This window comes from Rhizobium fabae (genome assembly GCF_003985135.1).
In the GTDB taxonomy this organism is placed as follows: domain Bacteria; phylum Pseudomonadota; class Alphaproteobacteria; order Rhizobiales; family Rhizobiaceae; genus Rhizobium; species Rhizobium pisi.
Window position 1 is genome coordinate 130,916 of sequence record NZ_ML133648.1, and the last position, 16,594, is coordinate 147,509.

Here is a 16,594-nt window from a genome sequence, read left to right on the forward strand (position 1 = left end):
CCGTAGCCTACCATTTCACAAGCACCTCGTGCGATACAGACTTAGGATAAATAAAGCAGCAAATCATTGATTTCTATCGCCGGCCTTAGGACCTGCCTCATGAAGACAATGCAGATCTATGCCTTCGACATGAATTGCGTCGGGCATATCAATCACGGCCTCTGGACGCATCCGAGCGACCGTTCGATGCACTATACCGATCTCGCTTATTGGACGGAGTTTGCCGAGACCGCTGAGCGCGGCAAGCTCGACGGCATCTTCCTGGCCGATATTGTCGGCGTTTATGACGTCTACAAGGGCAGTCCGGCGCCGGTCATCGAGGCGGCTGCACAGATTCCTGTCAACGATCCGCTGATCCCGATTTCGGCGATGGCCTATGTAACGAAGCATCTGGGCTTCGGCGTCACCGTCAACACCACCTATGAGCCACCTTTCCTGCTGGCGCGGCGCATGTCGACGCTCGATCACCTGACCAAGGGACGGATCGGCTGGAACATTGTCACCGGTTATCTCGATAGTGCTGCTCGCAGCATGGGTTTCGACAGGTTGCCGGAACATGATGCGCGTTACGACGCAGCCGAGGAATATCTCGAGATCGTCTACAAGCTCTGGGAGGGCAGTTGGGACGACGACGCGGTCTCGCGCGACAGGGCGAGCGGCATCTATGCCGATCCGTCGAAGGTGCGCGCCGTTCGTCACGACGGCAAATATTACAGGATGGAGGGCATCCATCTTTCCGAACCCTCTCCGCAGCGCACCCCCCTGCTCTTCCAGGCCGGCGCCTCGGCGCGCGGGCAGGATTTTGCCGCTCGCCACGCCGAATGCGTCTTCATCGCCGCCCCGAACCCCAAGGCGGTTCGGCCAACCGTCGACGCGCTGCGGGCGAAAGCGGAGACATTCGGCCGCGGCGCCGGCGCTTTGAAGATCCTGAACCTAATCACCCCCGTCGTCGGGCGGACGGAGAGGCAGGCACAGGAGAAGCTGGAGGACTATCGACGCCATGCCAGCGTCGAAGCTTCACTTGCGCATTACTCCGCTTCCGTCGGTATCGATTTTTCAAAATATGGTCCGGACGACGTCATCGACCAGAGTTCGACGAACGCCAACCAATCGGCGCTCGCGGCAATTACCAAGCGTGCGGCAAAGCCGGTGACGAAGCGTGACATCATCGACCAGATGGTGCTCGGGAGCCGGATGAAGCCGATCGTGGGCTCGCCGGAGCAGATTGCCGATCATCTCAAGACTTGGATCGAGGAGGGCGACATCGACGGTTTCAATCTTGCGCGGACGGTGGCGCCGGAGAGCCTGCGCGATTTCGTCGACCTGGTGGTGCCTGTGCTGCAGGAGCGCGGCGTCTATAAGGCGGATTACAGCGAAGGGCCGCTGCGGCAAAAGCTCTTCGGCGGCGAGAGCGGCAGGTTGCCCGCCGCTCATCCCGCCGCCAGATTCCGGCGCTGACTATTTGTGGTCGAGCCCGGCGACCAGCTGGTCGCCGAGCCACTGGATGCCGCAGACCAGAACGATGAGAACGGCCACGACCGCGATCATCACATTGGTTTCGAAGCGCTGATAGCCGTAGCGAATGGCGAGATCGCCGAGGCCGCCGGCGCCGATCGCGCCCGCCATGGCAGAGGCGCCGATCAGAGTCACCAACGTCACCGTAAAACCGGCGACAATGCCAGGCAGCGCTTCGGGTACGAGCACCTCACGAATGATCGTCCAGCGATTGCCGCCCATGGCGCGCACGGCGTCGATCAGTCCGCGGTCGACTTCGCGCAGCGATACTTCGGCGATGCGCGCGTAGTAGGGCGTTGCGGCGATGGCGAGCGGCACGATGGCCGCCCATGTGCCGAGCGCGGTGCCGACGATCAGCCGCGTCAGCGGGATCAGCGCAACCAGCAGGATGATGAAGGGCACCGAGCGGAAACCGTTGATGACAGCGCCGAGGGCGCGATTGATCGAAAGGTTTTCGGCGATGCCGCCGCGCGCCGTTACAACGAGGGCAAGCCCGAGCGGCAGGCCGGCAACGAGCGAGATCACACCCGAGGCGACGGTCATCAAGACCGTCTCCCAAAGCGAGCGAAGAAGCAGTTCAAACATGATCGGTGTCATAACCAAGCACCTCCACCCGGGCGGACCGGGCTGTCAGAAATTGCTCGACCTTTCCGGCAAGCCCGGAGTCGCGCGTGGGAATGGCGATGAAGAACCGCGCCACCGGCTGGTTCTGAATGTGATCGATGCCTCCATGGACGAGGCGGAAGGAATGCGGCAGAGCCGCCGAGAGCTCGGCAAAGAGCGCACCTTGCGCTTCTGGTCCGGCAAGATCGACGCTGAGAATGGCTTCGGTTCCTGCGATTGTCGAAAGCCGACGGGCGATGTGGTCGGGAAGCTGTGGGCGGATGCCGCCGAGCAAGCTCCTGGTGATATCAGCCTGCGGGTCGGCGAAGACCGACCAGACCTGCCCTTCCTCGACGATCCGTCCGGCATCGATGACGGCGACGCGATCGGCAATGCCGCGCACAACTTCCATCTCGTGCGTGATCAGCAGAATGGTCAGGCCAAGTTTACTGTTGATGTCCTTGAGCAGCGCCAGAATCGACCGGGTCGTCTCGGGATCGAGCGCCGACGTTGCCTCGTCGGAGAGCAGCAGCGCCGGGCGCGCGGCGAGCGCGCGGGCAATGCCGACACGCTGTTTCTGGCCGCCGGAGAGCGACGCAGGATAGGCCTTGGCCTTATCGGCAAGGCCGACGAGATCGAGCAGTTCATGCGCCCGCTTCAAGCGCTCGTTCTTTGAAACGCCCTCGATCTTCAGCGGCAGAGCGACGTTTTCCTCGACGGTTTTGGCGGAAAGCAGATTGAAATGTTGGAAGATCATGCCAATGCGACGGCGCAGCGGCTGCAGCTCCTGTTCTGCAAGTCCCGTGATGTCGCGGCCTTCGATGAAGATCTCGCCGCTGTCGGCGCGCTCCAGGCCGTTCAGGCAGCGGATCAGAGTCGATTTGCCGGCGCCGCTGCGGCCGATGATGCCGAGGATCTCGCCCCTTTTCACAGTCAGTGAAATGCCGTCGAGCGCTGCGGTGACTCCGAACCGCCGCTTGACGTCGGTAAGTCTCACCACCTCTTCGGCCGCGACGGCTTGCTGCTGTCCCTCGATCGCCGTGGTGGAAACAAACGAATTCATGTGCTTTTCCTTACAAACACTGAAGGCGGTCCGGGCAAGGAACGCCCGGACCGCCTCTTGGCAGGCCTTAACCCCGGCCTTCTCTTGGATCAATAAGCGCTGAGGCCCGTTCCCTTGTAGACCTTTTCGAATTCGGCCTTCACGGTGTCGTTCTGATAGGAAGAGACAAGCGTCTTGACCCAGTCGGCATCCTTGTTCTCGTCCTTGACGGCGATGAAGTTGCGGTACGGATTGTCGGCGACCGGCTCCTGCGCAATGCGCTCGGCCGGCGAAAGACCGCTCTTCAGCGCCCAGTCGGTGTTGACGATCCCGGCATCCAGATCGTCGATCGAGCGGCCGACGATACCGGCGTCAAGTTCCTTGATCTCGATCTTCTTCGGGTTATCGGTGACATCGGCAACGGTCGCCAGAATGCCGGTGCCGTCTTTCAGCTTGATCAGGCCTTCCTTCTGGAGAACGCGCAGCGCTCGGCCTTCGTTCGAGGGGTCATTCGGCACACCGATGACCGCCCCTTCCGGGATCTCGGCAACGGACTTGTGCTTCTTGGTGTAGAGGCCGATCGGCCAGACCCCGGTATAACCGACGCGAACGATGTGATAGCCGTGCTGCTTGATCTGGTTGTCGAGATAGGGCTGGTGCTGGAAGGCGTTGGCATCGATTTCGCCGCGCTCCAGCGCTTCATTCGGCTGAGTGTAGTCGTTGAAGGTGATGGTCTCGATCTTGAGGCCCTTCTTGGCCGCCTCGCTGGTGACCACACGCCATACATCCTCCTCTTCGCCGGCCATGATGCCGACCTTGATCGACTTGTCCTCGGCAAAGGAAGGCGCGGGTGCTGCAAAATTAAAAAGCGCGGCAGCAGAAACGGCGACGGCAGCAAGAGCCGCGCGACGCGAAAGGTGGAAGCCGTGAAGATTTTTGTTCTTGGTCATTGTTATATCCCGTCTGACTGAATGAGGCCGAACGCCCCGAGCAGGCTGATCATGGCAAATGGGCGGACTGCGAGCGAAGTACGAAAGTCTGATGTGGGGGAAAGGTCGGGAAAACTCTTGCCTTGCCATCCATATAGGCAGGATAAATTTCTATCAAATTTATGGATTAATCGCAGCATGTGAGTATCTGCTAAAAACGAAAAACGGCGCCTCAGGGGCGCCGTCTCGAACCATTCCGGCAATCTTCACTCGGCAGCGATAAGTGCCTGATTGCGAAGGGGAAAGAAGGCCGAAATCTCGCTGACGACGTCTCCGATCCGCTTGGAAAGCGGTTCGGATGAGACGCGGTAATCGGTGAAGTCGCGGTCGGACGCGTAGATGGCGGTCGGCAGTGTGTGAGACATGAAAAAGCCGAAGAGCGGACGGAGCTGATGCTCGACCATCAGCGCATGCCGATCGCCGCCGCCTGTCGCGGTGATGACGATCGGTTTAGCGCGTAGTTCATGTGGGTCGATCAGGTCGATCAGATGCTTGAAGAGACCGGGATAGCTGCCCTTGTAGGTCGGCGCTCCGATGACCAGCACGTCGGCATTGACGATATCGTCGACGACCTTCTTTGCACGACTGTCGAGATCGTCACGGCGCAGCGTCTGGCCAAGCGAGGGGCCGACATCGGTCAGGTCGTAGAGGGTATTGTCGAAGCCGTATCTCTCAGCGGCGAGGCCAGCAACATTTTCGATAAGCGCGAAGGTCCTCGAGGGACGGTTAAAGCTACCCGCGAGGCCGACCAGTTTGAGAGCAGACATGCCATTTCCTTCCAATATCGTGCCGAAACCGATGTCATTCTCCAATGAATATTATCTATAAAAATAGTGGATTAAAGGAATGGTGATCCCTCTTCCTCATATGAGAAGAAAAATACGTTCGTGCCCGTCGCGATAGCGACGCGCGAAATCGCATAATGCGTCGAGCCCGGAATTCCCGAGGGATATCCGGGCTCATGCATTATCTGCAGGCGACCGACCTAAGCCGATTTCTGCTTGGGGATGCGCGGCAGGAAGACCGTCAGGAGACCGATCAGCGGCAGGTAGGAGCAGATGTGATAGACGAAGTCGATGCCGTGGGTGTCGGCGATCCGGCTGGCGGTACGCGCCGTAGCACGGCCACGTCGCCGCAAGAGCGCCAAGGCGGTGACAGGCGAGGTGCTGGCCGGGCTGCTCGCAACCTGCAGCAGCGACAGTCTGCGCGACATTCGGGATCGAGCCTCCGGTGGACGCCGGCACAGCGAGGTGGCCGGTCTGCGCAAGGAGCAGTTGACGATCGAGGCGCCGGTCCGCGGTGAGGACGGAAGTCCCTGCCCTCTCTTTCCACCCACCTCGGCCACACCAAGAATTCTGGCGCCGGCCAAGATGAAATCGCTTATCTGAGCGGCCGGCCGGTGGACGCGCTGAACGTCTGGTTGACGGGTGCAAAGATCGACAGCGGCAGCATATCCCGTGCGATCGATCGTTGGGGCGATGTGTCCCGTCGTGCGCTCGACCCAAAAGCGGTCAACGATATCGTCAAGCAGACGGTGGCAGCGGCTGGTTTAGAGGTGAGCGAATTTTCCGCGAACGGGTTGCGGTCGGGATATCTGACGGAAGCGGCAAACCGTGGCGTCCCGCTCTAAGAGGCAATGGAGCAATCTCGGCATCGATCAGTGCAGCAGGCGTCAGCTATTACAACAGCGCTACCCGACGGCCTGGGCGCGCCGCGCGATTGTTCTCGTAATCTTTTGTTTTCTCAATATCGCCATCCGCGGTGCCTTTGAAGTCGAATAATGTTTTCGGCTGGACATGCCACTGTACTGAGTCGCTTGGTTCTCCATCCGAAAGTAGGCACCGACGCAGGGACACGAGGCATTCGCCTCTAATATCAACTGCTTTTTGCGAGGATCTTCGTATGTGCGCCCGAATACGTCAAACGCTTGTTTCGCTTGGAAGTTTTGGGGTAAAGAGCGGCGATTTTCCTTCAAGACCAGGAGGTTCGTTAAGAATTCCTTTACCATAAATAGCTTGCCCGCCCACCAGAATCGGGGCTTATTGCAACAGCGGTGTAAATCGGTTTTGGCCGCCTCAAAGCGCTGTTGTGAAATATCGGGCTGAAAATGAAGCGACCGGCTGGAAATAAATTGGCGGCACAGGAGACATTGGTCGAACTTATCGAACGGCATTCGTCAGCGCTTGCAACGCAGCTTCAAGCACATCACCTGAGCACTTTCCCACCGGTTGCCGAAAAAGGGATTCGGCATTTCCAGCCATCAGAAGCTGCTAAGCTCGTGGGTGTCAAGGAAGTCTACCTTCGTCAGGTGTCAAACGACATCGAGGATCTCGAGGTGAGCACGACGGCGGGCGGTCGCCGCTCCTATTCGGTCGAAGACATCGACAAAATCCGCAGGCATCTCGATCGTGTCGGCCGCGCCGACAGGCGGTATCTTCCGCACCGGCGCGATGGTGAAGCGCTGCAAGTTATATCGGTTATGAACTTCAAGGGTGGCTCCGGCAAAACCACAACGGCAGCGCATCTGGCGCAGCATCTAGGATTGCGCGGGTACAGGGTTCTTGCCCTCGATCTGGATCCTCAGGCCAGCCTTTCGGCGCTCTTCGGCAACCAGCCCGAACTCGATGTAGGCTCCAACGAAACCATGTACGGCGCTATTCGCTATGATGACGAGCGCCGGCCCATCCAAGAGATCATTCGCTCGACATACATTCCCGATCTTCACCTAATCCCGGGCAATCTGGAACTCATGGAATTCGAGCACGATACCCCGCGAGCGTTGATGAAGCGCCAAGTGGGCGATGTGATGTTCTTCGACCGGGTTCGCCAGGTTTTGGACGAGGTCGAAAGCAACTACGATGTGGTCGTCATCGACTGCCCGCCGCAGCTTGGCTATCTCACGCTGTCCGCCCTCACCGCAGCGACGTCGGTGATCGTGACGGTTCATCCCCAGATGCTGGACGTTATGTCGATGAACCAGTTCCTGGCGATGGTTGCTGAACTTCTTCGGGAGGTCGCCACAGCAGGGGGAAATGTCGACTTTTCATGGATGCGATACCTGATTACGCGCTTTGAGCCTGCCGATGGGCCGCAGAACCAGATGGTGGGGTATTTGCGCTCGATCTTTGGTTCCCACGTCCTAAATTTCCCCATGCTCAAGACCACGGCCGTTTCTGATGCCGGACTGACCAACCAGACCCTTTACGAGGTCGAGAGGGGTCAGTTTACGCGCAGCACATACGACCGTGCGCTCGAGGCGATGAACAACGTCAACGAGGAAATCGAGACCCTGATCAAGAAATCCTGGGGGAGAGCCGTATGAGCCGAAAGAACCTTCTGAACCTCGTACAGGTCGACGCAGCGCGTCCGGCAAAGACGCAGGGTCGTCCGCTGCTTTCGCCGTCTCTGCAGTCCGACGAATCCTCGGCGGACAACAAGTTGGTCAAGCAGGTCGGGTCCACCATCCGCGAGGAAAAGGCCCGTCAGGCCCGTGCAGATGAGATCGAACGGCGACTTGCAGAGGGCCAGACAGTGATCGAGATCGACCCAAGCGAGGTCGAGCCTTCCTTTGTACAAGACCGCATGCCCGGCGATATCGACGGGCTGATTAGTTCGATTGAGGAACAAGGCCAGCAGGTGCCGATTCTTGTCCGCCCTCACCCAGACCAGGCCGGCCGCTATCAAGTGGCGTTTGGTCACCGTCGGCTTCGCGCCGTTCAGGCGCTTAAACGCCCGGTCAAGGCAATCGTTCGCGATTTGACGGATGAGCAACTCGTTGTGGCGCAGGGCCAGGAGAACAACGAGCGCGAGGATCTTACCTATATCGAGAAGGCCCTCTTCGCCGATAATCTGCAGCAGCGCTTTTCCAGGGACGTCATCATGTCAGCGCTGTCTGTCTATAAAAGCGATCTGTCCTACATGCTGTCCGTCGTAGTCAGGATCCCCAGGGATCTGATCAATGCAATCGGTTCCGCCCCGGGTGTAGGGCGCCGGAGTTGGGTTGAGCTCGCAGACCTGCTTGCCAAGGACGGATCGCTCGACTTGGCCAAGCTGTTTCTCGAATCGGCGGCGGTCAAGTCCCTTCCCTCGGAGGCACGCTTCAAGGCTGTTGTCGCGCACTTGAAACCGCGGGCAGTTCCGGTGGCTGTTGACGTGTGGACCGCCGCCGACGGAAAGCGCCTCGCGAAAGTGCTGAACACGGACGGAAAACTGGAAATCGCCATCGACCGGAAAGAAGCGCCTGAGTTTGCCGCGCTCGTCCTGGAGAAGCTTGAGGAACTGTATCGCGAGCACCGCTCTGCGAAATAGCACGCTGGATCAACGAACCACGGAGTGAAACCCGCAAAAGAAAAGAGCCCCCTGAACGTCGCCGTCCTGGAAGCCCTTATCTGTTCTGTAGCAAGACAGAGAATCGCATTTCCATGAATCTTCGTCAAGAGTCTTGGCGCCGTTTTTGGTGAGCGGATTTCTTTTGCCTTCTGAAAGGTGAAAGACGATGCATACGGGAAGTGTGACGACGCCGTTTGGGCGGCGGTCGATGACGCTTGCCCTCGTGAAGCGGCAGGTGGCCGCGAACGAGATCAAGCCTGGTAAGTCTGTCGAGAAGTGGAAAGTCTTCCGTGATGTTGCTGAAGCCCGGGAAACGCTTGGCCTTCAGGATCGCAGCGTCGCCATCCTGGATGCGCTTCTAACCTTCCTTCCGACCAATGAATTGCGACAGGATGGGCAGATGATCGTCTTTCCTTCGAATGCCCAGCTGACACTGCGCGCCCACGGCATTGCGGGAGCCACGCTTCGGCGCCATCTCGCAATCCTCGTCGACGCCGGTCTGATTGTGCGAAAAGACAGCGCCAACGGAAAGAGATTTGCACGGAAGGATCGTGATGGCGACATCGAAACGGCCTTCGGCTTCGACCTGTCTCCGCTTCTGGCACGGGCTGAGGAACTTGCTCTGATGGCGCAGGAGGTCGTGGCTGCCCGTGTTGCGTTCAGAAGAGCCAAGGAGACACTGACAATATGCCGAAGGGACGTTCGGAAACTGATTAGCGCGGCGATGGAGGAAGGCGCGGAGGGCGATTGGCAAACGATCGAGGACATCTATCTCAATTTGATAGCACGCATCCCTCGGACACCTTCGCAGGCAGACGTGCATAACCTGCTCGATGAAATGCAGCTCCTCTACTCCGAAGTACTCAGCCGCCTGAATAGTCACGAAGAAACCGAAAATATTAGCGCCAATGATGCTCGCAATGAGCGCCACATACAGAATTCAAAACCCGAATCCATCAATGAACTTGAACCTAGCTCTCGAAAAGAGCAGGGGGCAAAGTCTGGTGGAACCGATTTACCGCCGCGCCCGGCGACTACATCCTTCCCGTTGAGTGTTGTACTGAAGGCTTGCCCGCAGATCTGCGATTATGGACACGGCGTTGCGGTGGGAGGCTGGCGTGATCTGATGTCGGCTGCCGTTGTGGTCAGATCGATGCTGGGTGTGAGCCCATCGGCCTATCAAGATGCTTGCGATGTGATGGGACCGGAAAATGCGGCAATCGCGATCGCCTGTATTCTCGAGAGGGCGAACTTTATCACGTCGCCTGGTGGCTATCTGCGCGACTTGACGAGGCGCTGGGAACGAGGAGAGTTTTCACTCGGGCCGATGGTCATGGCGCAGTTGAAGGTGAACAGTGGGGGAGCAGTTAGGCGCGCCTAGCCCTGCCCCGAGATTAAGTCGCGTATTGTTTCGATCTCGTGGCGTCAGATCCTAGCCGTTTGATGCGTTTCCCGTTGTCCCGGGACCAGCCTCGCGAAATTCCCCTCGGGGTGATTGTACCTCAGGGGTTTAGTGCATCGGTGTCGAGCCGGGTCCTCGCGTCGATTTGGAAATGCGGAGTTGGCCGGTGTGTCAAATCGGCAGGGAGACGCGGTGTCGAGGTTGTTTGGTGCGCGTAACAATGCGTACTCAGATATCTGAGCTTTGGACATATTGGTGTCGGCGCGACGATCATCGCAACTCCGAGCGCTGCCGGTATCGGCGGTGTTTCTGATGGGGCACTGCGGAAGGGCGAAGTTCGAACTGAGCGCGCGGCCCCTTACTTGCTCTGCGATTGCAAGTTAGGCGCGCCTAACTTGCCTGTCTCGATGGTGAGCGCAACATGGATCCGACTTCCGTTTGTCCGTCGTCGTTTAAGATGGGTTGAACATTCACAGTTGATGCCAAGAAGGGGCGCGAAAATTGAGCAGGCTAACGTAGGACGGGTGCCTTGAAGCGTACAAGTGGTGGGCGCCAACGAGTTAGGCGCGCCTAACTTCAAGCGTGTCGACGCACGCCGTTTGCTGACCATGGTGGGCGCAGCGGTGCGAGAGAGTTAGTGAGGCGCCGCACCGGAACCTCCTGTTCGTGAAAGCAGGGCGGCGCGGATCTTTTCATCTTTGCTTGGCATTATAGCCGAGACATTGTCATCAACCGTAGCAGGCGAGCGTGATTCTTTGTCTCGCCTCAAGGTCATAAAACGCTCCCCGGCCGAAGTTGGGATACGCCCCTTCGGCCTGCTGCGCCAGCGGGGTCTGCCCGACGATCTGTTCGGCGACGTTGATCCGCGGCAAGCGGCCATCGACCATCTCGAAGCCCGGTCTTTAGTCGCGACCGGAGCCCTCCTGCCCTGGAGGGCGACGCAGGCGCTGGCGCTGGTGCTGAAACTCGCCGCCCATCAGCTCTGGGATCCTAGACAGTGCGAGGCCAACGCGGACCACTGCATGCCGGCCTATGTTGAGGACACTTTGAGGCACGGTGGGTTCCTAATATCGACTGACCGCAGTCGGCCGTGCAAAACGTCAAGGCTGGCCTAGCGTGGAATATCGGGAAAATCCTGGGCTGAGGTATTCCGTGCTGACCACACCCTTCAGGCCGGCTTCTGCCCCGGGATGCGTGGCAGGAAGATCGTCAGCAGGCCGAGCAGCGGCAGGTAGGAGCAGATGCGATAGACGAAGTCGATGCCGTGGGTATCGGCGAAATCTCCTAGCAGTGCCGCCCCTAGCCCCCCTGCTCCGAAAGCGAAGCCGAAGAAGACGCCGGCGATCAATCCGACGCGTCCCGGCACCAGTTCCTGGGCGAAGACGACGATCGCCGAGAAGGCTGAAGCGAAGACCAGCCCGATGACGATGCTGAGCACACCGGTCCAGAAGAGGTTCGCATAGGGAAGCAGGAGGGCGAAGGGAATGACGCCGAGGATCGAGAACCAGATGACGAAACGGGCGCCGAAGCGATCGCCGATCGGCCCGCCGAGGAAAGTGCCGACGGCAACCGAGCCAAGGAACAGGAAGAGCATCAACTGCGCCTGCTGCACGCTGAGTGCGAACTTGTCGATGACATAGAAGGTGAAATAGCTCGACACGCTCGCCATGTAGACATTCTTCGTTGCCGTCAAAAGCACGAGGATCAGCAGCGCCCAGACGACCCGGTTCTGCGACAACGGCAGGGTACGGCTGATCGCATGCCTGCCGGCGTTCTGGCGTCTGTGGCTCATGTACCAGTTGCCGACCCAGCTCAGCACGATCATGCCGACCATGGCGATGACGGCAAACCAGGAGACGCTGTGCTGGCCGAGCGGTAGCACGATGAAGGCGGCAAGCAGTGGGCCGATCGCCTGGCCTGCATTGCCGCCGACCTGGAAGAAAGACTGCGCGAAACCATGGCGGCCGCCGGAGGCAATACGCGCGACGCGCGAGGACTCGGGATGGAAGACGGCCGAGCCGAAGCCGATCAGGCTTGCGGCGAAAAGCAGCAGGGCGAAACTGCCGGCATTGCCGAGCAGGACGAGGCCGCAAAAGGTGCTCGCCATGCCGACCGGCAGCGAATAGGGCATCGGCCAGCGGTCGGTGACAATGCCGACCACCGGCTGCAGCAGCGAGGCCGTGACCTGGAAAGTCATGGTGAGGAGGCCGATCTGGACGAAATCGAGATCGTAATTCGCCTTGAATAGCGGGTAGAGCGACGCGAGCAGCGACTGCATGATGTCGTTCAGCATGTGGCAGAAGCTGACCGCTATCAGGATGGACATCGCTGCCTTTTCGAAACGGGGCGCGCTCTCAGCAACAGTTGCCATGAATACTCCTCCTGCACACAGGCATGGTCGGTGCCGTGCCGCGTCTTTTTCGATGGATTTTCGGGGCGATCGGGGCCGGGAAGTTTGTCGAGCGGCGGTCGCTAAAGTGCATTTAGCGCAAGGCTGGCGACAATCACAGCCCAGTTTCCCCGGGATCGGTACGGCATTTGTTCGATTTGCTGTTCTGCCGGCGGATTATGCAGGGTCCCTGTCGCCCGGATGGGGGCTTTCATACCACAGTCGGTCGCGATCATCGCATCTTGAATAAGCTATGTGAAAACAATCATGGAAAATCGACGCGGGGAATAATAGAGCTGCGCCGATGGAAAATGCGATTGAGGCTGAAAAAACACGATGAATGTCAAGACACCGAATGCGATAGATGGCTATGTCGGAGCGCGCATAAGAATGCGCCGGCAGTTGCTCGGAATGAGCCAGGAAAGGCTTGCCGAACAGATCGGCGTGACCTTTCAGCAGGTTCAGAAATATGAGAAGGGCGTCAACCGCATCGGCGCGAGCCGTCTGCAGCGCATCGCAGATGTGCTTCATACGTCAGTGGGCTTTTTCTTCGAACAGGGAGATTCCGAGCCGTTGACGTCGCGCGGGCTGGAACTCTCGATGAGTGGAGATCCGGTCGCGGAATTTCTACGGACGAAAGAGGGCTTGGTGCTCAATCGCGCCTTTCTGAAGATTGCCGACCGCAATATCCGTGAAACGATCATCGCGCTGGTGAAGGCGATGGCGCAGGCTGAAAGTCACGACGCACCGCTAGGATTTTCCGTGGCGGAGATCGCCCTTCTCGGAGAATAGCCGGGCAATCTCTGCGTGAAGCTCCGGATCGAGTCATTTGGTGAATTGCGACCGATCGACTCGACCGACAACGAATAACGGTCCTTGAAAAGATGCTACGTGCGATTGTTTTCTGCGCGGATCAGCTAAAAGCGCATATCTGCGCGCCTTTGAGGGTTACGGCCCGTCCAAGAAATTGCTCTGCGCAACTACGAGCCCATACGCGGTCGGGATCGGTCGCGACGTCGCCCTCTCCTCCATTGCATATGCCCCAGACGTCAATTGGGGGTCGATATTTTACGACACATTCTGATCGGCTAGAACGCCGGTGACGCCGGCTGACCTCTTGCGATTCGGTCAGCGAATGTATGGCTGCGCCCTTTGATGACTCAGCGGCAACCTGTGCAGGCCTTTGAAAAAGACTGGACAACCTCGTGATAGGGTCTTGATTGCCCTGCCTACAAGGGTTGGGGCGGAAATGATCGAGAAGATTACTGCAGTAAACTAGGACGAGGCGCTGGTAGGTGGGGGGTAGAAAACCCCTTTCCGGCCTGACGGACGATCGCAAAAGTTTACTGCGGTAAACGCGGTAAACATTGAGGTCGAATCGCTCCATAATGACGAAAAACAGCATCTCACCTATAGGGGGATCGGTGCGCTCGGTGCCGTCACGCGGCACGTGCGTGGCAAACGGTGGAGGATCGATCGTCAGGTCGGGCCGAACCGATAGCGCGCCTGTTGACGGATGAAGCGGGGGGGCGAACCATCGCCGGGCCATTCTACCCTCACTGCCAACGGTGGGCTAAAATCATTTCCCCTTGGGTGGGCCCGGTGCTTCAGGCTTGCCCGGAGATCGCAGCCTGTGGTCCGCAGGCTTCGATCGGCACTTGGCGCGATCTGATGGCGGCGGTCGTGTTGGTTCGCTCGATGCTCGGCGTTAGCCCATCGGCTTACGAACAGGCCTGCGAGATCACGGGACCTGAAAATGCCGCCACTGTCATGGCCTGCGTCCTTGAAAGGGCAGCGGTATATCAACTCCGCCGGCGGCTATCTGCGCGGGATCTGACACGCCGTGCCGATCGACCATCAGGCCGATGTTGATGGTCCCTTGGCTGCACGAATTCGCCAATCAGGGAAGGACGGGATGACGGACTCCACGGTACGAGTAGTTATGGTTAACGAACCGTGACGGAAATGAAAGTCGAGATAGCTTCTTGTTGGCTGCTTCTTGATTATGAATCAATAAGTTACAGGGGCAGCGCAGAACGACAGGCCGAGCTTTTGGCAGGTCTTCATCAGGCCGAGCATGCTGTCACGCGCCTGACGACCGTTGCGACTGACCGTGCCGCCGGAAATCTTTCGCTTGATGACAAATCCGCGGAGATCTCTTTCCGACGCATTGGTGTGGAGCGGGGTTTCAGGCCGCTCCAGAACCCGCAGCAGTTCTTCCTTGCGGCGGCTCAGCCGAAACAGCAGTTTGTCCAGATCGCCATAACCGGTGCGGATGGAAAAAATCCGATCGAACCGGGCCTGAATGCCCCGGGCTGCACGGGGATCAGGTCTTCGCTGATAGGCTTTCAGGGCCTTGTAAAAGCGCCAGATGAGATCCCGCAGGGTTTCGACATGCCGTACTTGGCCGGGTGTCGCCGGCATCAGTTTGTGCAGCAACCGTTCGGCGTGGACCCAGCACAGCGCATGGGTGCCGACGCGGAACTGTCCGGCATCGTCGGAGACAATCACCGCATTGCCGACCAGACCATGATGGCGGATGGCGCCCCTGATGCCGGCCTCGGCAAACGGGCGGACTATGTCCTTGTCGAAGATGTCGACACCATTGGCGGCCAGATATTCGAGAAACGGAACCTGATTGGCAAACCGCCGCGGTTCGCGTGTCATCAACCGCGCCAGAAGGGCGGGGTCGACCTGACGGTCTTCCAAAAACCGGATGACCTGGCGTTTGGTCGCGATCATCGCTAGCGATGACCCTGTAATCTCGACACCGACATCGTTCAGCAAGGTCGTCAGTCGCTGCCTTGTCACCTGTCCACGGCTATGAAGCATCAGGCAGAAGCGACGCAGACTGGCGCCGTAGCCGCCCTTTATCCCTGCTGGCAGCGGTGCAATGATCGTGCGTCCTTCCGGTGTCAGCCAGCATTCGCGGCGATAGCGCACCACTTCGGCCCGCACGACCAGATCCCGCACCACTCAATCCTTGTAGCCTTTAAACCGCGATCCAGGTGGGGCTCTGGCAGGCAGCACCTCTTCGCGCGTGGCGCTCCTGGTGTCGCCCTTCGGCCCGCGACGCCGCGCAGGCTTTCGGCTGCCGGCAACCGCCTTGTCACTCGTTGCCTGTTCCATGCCCGATGGCCTGAACGGTGGGCGTGGCGGCAGGTTTTTAAGTCGCGCAATCTCGTCGCGCAGAAGCTGGTTGTCGACCTTCAGCCGGGTGTTCTCGATCCTCAACTGATCGTTTTCTTCTCGAAGCTTTCGGTTGTCAGCCTCGAGCGCCTCAATCCGGATCTCTGCCCGATCAGCCCGCTCCACCAGACCAGTCACGAGCTCGCGCAACGCCTTCAGCGACAGCGTATCGGCATGCTCCGGCTGGGGGAGACGGCGCTTCGTCATAAAGGAAGTGAAATCGGAATCCCCCGTGCCTCCAGATCTGCTCCAGTTACCGGCGTTCTTTCAGGTAATCGAACGCGGCATCGTTAAGCTCATAATCCTGGTAGCCGCCGCGCAGTAGCGACAGGAAATTCAGGCGAGACTTGGATTTTGTGGTGCGAAAGACAGTAAAATTCGGGCCGCCGATGTGTGTGGCGTAATACGGACTATGGGAATGTCGGGCGCCGCGGCTCCATTATCCTTTCTTCCGCTGCATGGCGGCAAGAACCGATCTTTCCGATTTGAGCAGATAGGCTTCGAGGAAATCGATGGCCTCCGCAGCCTTTTCCGCCTCGATCAACTGCAGAAGGCTTGTGTTCAGCTCAATGTAGGGTTCGTGGAGATGACCCGTGTATTCCAGCAGGCCGAAGACAAGCCGAAGTTCGGCCAGAACGAGATCGAAACACAGTGAAAGCCGCGGACTGTCGCACAGGCTCACCATCGCGCGGTGAAACTCCATATTGACCGTCCCGACCTGCTGCCAGTCGTTGCTGGAGCGGGCGGCATCTGCCTGTTGCGTAAGAGCTGTCATCCTGGCCAGGGACGGATGCCCGCGGCTTGCCGCCTGGATGGCTCCCTTTTGAATGACCCATCGCACGCGGTAGATGTCCATGACAGCGGATTCATCGGGTGAAACGACGAAGACCCCGCGGTTGGGTATATGCGTCAGCAGCCCTTGGCTGGTCAGCAGCCGAAAGACTTCCCGCAGGGTATTGCGCGATATGCCGAACTGTCCGGCAACCTGATGTTCGGAGAGCTTTTCACCTGGCGTGAAGCGCCCCTGGATCAACATTTCCCGGATTCGTAAAGCCACTTTTTCGGAAAGCGGCTGATCAGTCTGCTCATCCAAATTCACCAAAGCCATGAAATTGCTCACTCCGACGACCTGTCCG

Annotated in this window: 11 protein-coding genes and 5 pseudogenes; 8 read left to right on the plus strand and 8 right to left on the minus strand. The window is 58.9% G+C overall.

Annotated features, from left to right (window positions below; translation table 11 throughout):
* Window positions 1-99: 99 nt before the first annotated feature.
* The gene (locus EFB14_RS09220; RefSeq protein ID WP_126824668.1) at window positions 100-1,458 is read left to right on the plus strand and encodes an LLM class flavin-dependent oxidoreductase; all 1,359 of its coding nucleotides are present in this window, start codon (window positions 100-102) and stop codon (window positions 1,456-1,458) included.
* Here the strand turns inward: EFB14_RS09220 and EFB14_RS09225 are convergent, their stop codons facing one another.
* The 4 genes from EFB14_RS09225 to msuE form a co-directional block, all read right to left on the minus strand.
* Window positions 1,459-2,112, minus strand: a complete 654-nt coding sequence (locus tag EFB14_RS09225; protein ID WP_125847789.1) for a methionine ABC transporter permease — start codon at window positions 2,110-2,112, stop codon at window positions 1,459-1,461.
* Entirely contained in the window at window positions 2,093-3,181 is a 1,089-nt protein-coding gene (locus tag EFB14_RS09230) for a methionine ABC transporter ATP-binding protein (protein WP_125847788.1), read from the minus strand. The genes EFB14_RS09225 and EFB14_RS09230 overlap by 20 nt, the downstream gene beginning before the upstream one ends.
* Window positions 3,182-3,270: 89 nt before the next feature.
* The gene (locus EFB14_RS09235; protein WP_125847786.1) at window positions 3,271-4,110 is read right to left on the minus strand and encodes a MetQ/NlpA family lipoprotein; all 840 of its coding nucleotides are present in this window, start codon (window positions 4,108-4,110) and stop codon (window positions 3,271-3,273) included.
* 245 nt (window positions 4,111-4,355) lie between these two features.
* Window positions 4,356-4,916 (minus strand): FMN reductase, encoded by a 561-nt coding sequence (gene msuE / locus EFB14_RS09240; protein WP_125843400.1) that lies wholly within the window; start codon window positions 4,914-4,916, stop codon window positions 4,356-4,358.
* A 321-nt stretch (window positions 4,917-5,237) separates the two neighbouring features.
* On the opposite strand from msuE, the pseudogene EFB14_RS09245 reads away from it, so the two are divergent.
* The 5 genes and pseudogenes from EFB14_RS09245 to EFB14_RS33350 form a co-directional block, all read left to right on the plus strand.
* A pseudogene (locus EFB14_RS09245) lies at window positions 5,238-5,880 on the plus strand (tyrosine-type recombinase/integrase); the annotation flags it as partial.
* Window positions 5,881-6,256: 376 nt separating this feature from the next.
* Entirely contained in the window at window positions 6,257-7,471 is a 1,215-nt protein-coding gene (gene repA, locus EFB14_RS09250; RefSeq protein WP_125843398.1) for a plasmid partitioning protein RepA, read from the plus strand.
* On the plus strand, window positions 7,468-8,457 hold the full coding sequence (repB, locus tag EFB14_RS09255) for a plasmid partitioning protein RepB (RefSeq protein ID WP_126824673.1): 990 nt from the start codon (window positions 7,468-7,470) through the stop codon (window positions 8,455-8,457). The genes repA and repB overlap by 4 nt, the downstream gene beginning before the upstream one ends.
* A gap of 187 nt (window positions 8,458-8,644) precedes the next feature.
* Complete coding sequence (gene repC, locus EFB14_RS09260) at window positions 8,645-9,859, plus strand: plasmid replication protein RepC (protein ID WP_126824676.1); 1,215 nt, start codon at window positions 8,645-8,647, stop codon at window positions 9,857-9,859.
* A gap of 806 nt (window positions 9,860-10,665) precedes the next feature.
* A pseudogene (locus EFB14_RS33350) lies at window positions 10,666-10,764 on the plus strand (prevent-host-death protein); the annotation flags it as partial.
* 284 nt (window positions 10,765-11,048) lie between these two features.
* Here EFB14_RS33350 and EFB14_RS09270 read toward each other — a convergent pair.
* Complete coding sequence (locus EFB14_RS09270) at window positions 11,049-12,251, minus strand: MFS transporter (protein WP_126824680.1); 1,203 nt, start codon at window positions 12,249-12,251, stop codon at window positions 11,049-11,051.
* 354 nt (window positions 12,252-12,605) lie between these two features.
* Here EFB14_RS09270 and EFB14_RS09275 point away from each other — a divergent pair, with 354 nt between their 5' ends.
* Both EFB14_RS09275 and repC (EFB14_RS09280) read left to right on the plus strand, forming a co-directional pair.
* Window positions 12,606-13,061, plus strand: a complete 456-nt coding sequence (locus EFB14_RS09275) for a helix-turn-helix domain-containing protein (protein ID WP_125843391.1) — start codon at window positions 12,606-12,608, stop codon at window positions 13,059-13,061.
* 810 nt (window positions 13,062-13,871) lie between these two features.
* Window positions 13,872-14,123 (plus strand): annotated as a pseudogene (gene repC, locus EFB14_RS09280) (replication initiation protein RepC); the annotation flags it as partial.
* A gap of 180 nt (window positions 14,124-14,303) precedes the next feature.
* Here the strand turns inward: repC (EFB14_RS09280) and EFB14_RS09285 are convergent.
* The 3 genes and pseudogenes from EFB14_RS09285 to EFB14_RS09300 all read right to left on the minus strand — a co-directional run.
* A pseudogene (locus EFB14_RS09285) lies at window positions 14,304-15,665 on the minus strand (IS66 family transposase); the annotation flags it as partial.
* A 49-nt stretch (window positions 15,666-15,714) separates the two neighbouring features.
* Window positions 15,715-15,888 (minus strand): annotated as a pseudogene (locus tag EFB14_RS33870) (IS66 family transposase); the annotation flags it as partial.
* Window positions 15,889-15,897: 9 nt separating this feature from the next.
* Entirely contained in the window at window positions 15,898-16,566 is a 669-nt protein-coding gene (locus EFB14_RS09300; protein ID WP_126824686.1) for a GntR family transcriptional regulator, read from the minus strand.
* Window positions 16,567-16,594 lie beyond the last annotated feature (28 nt).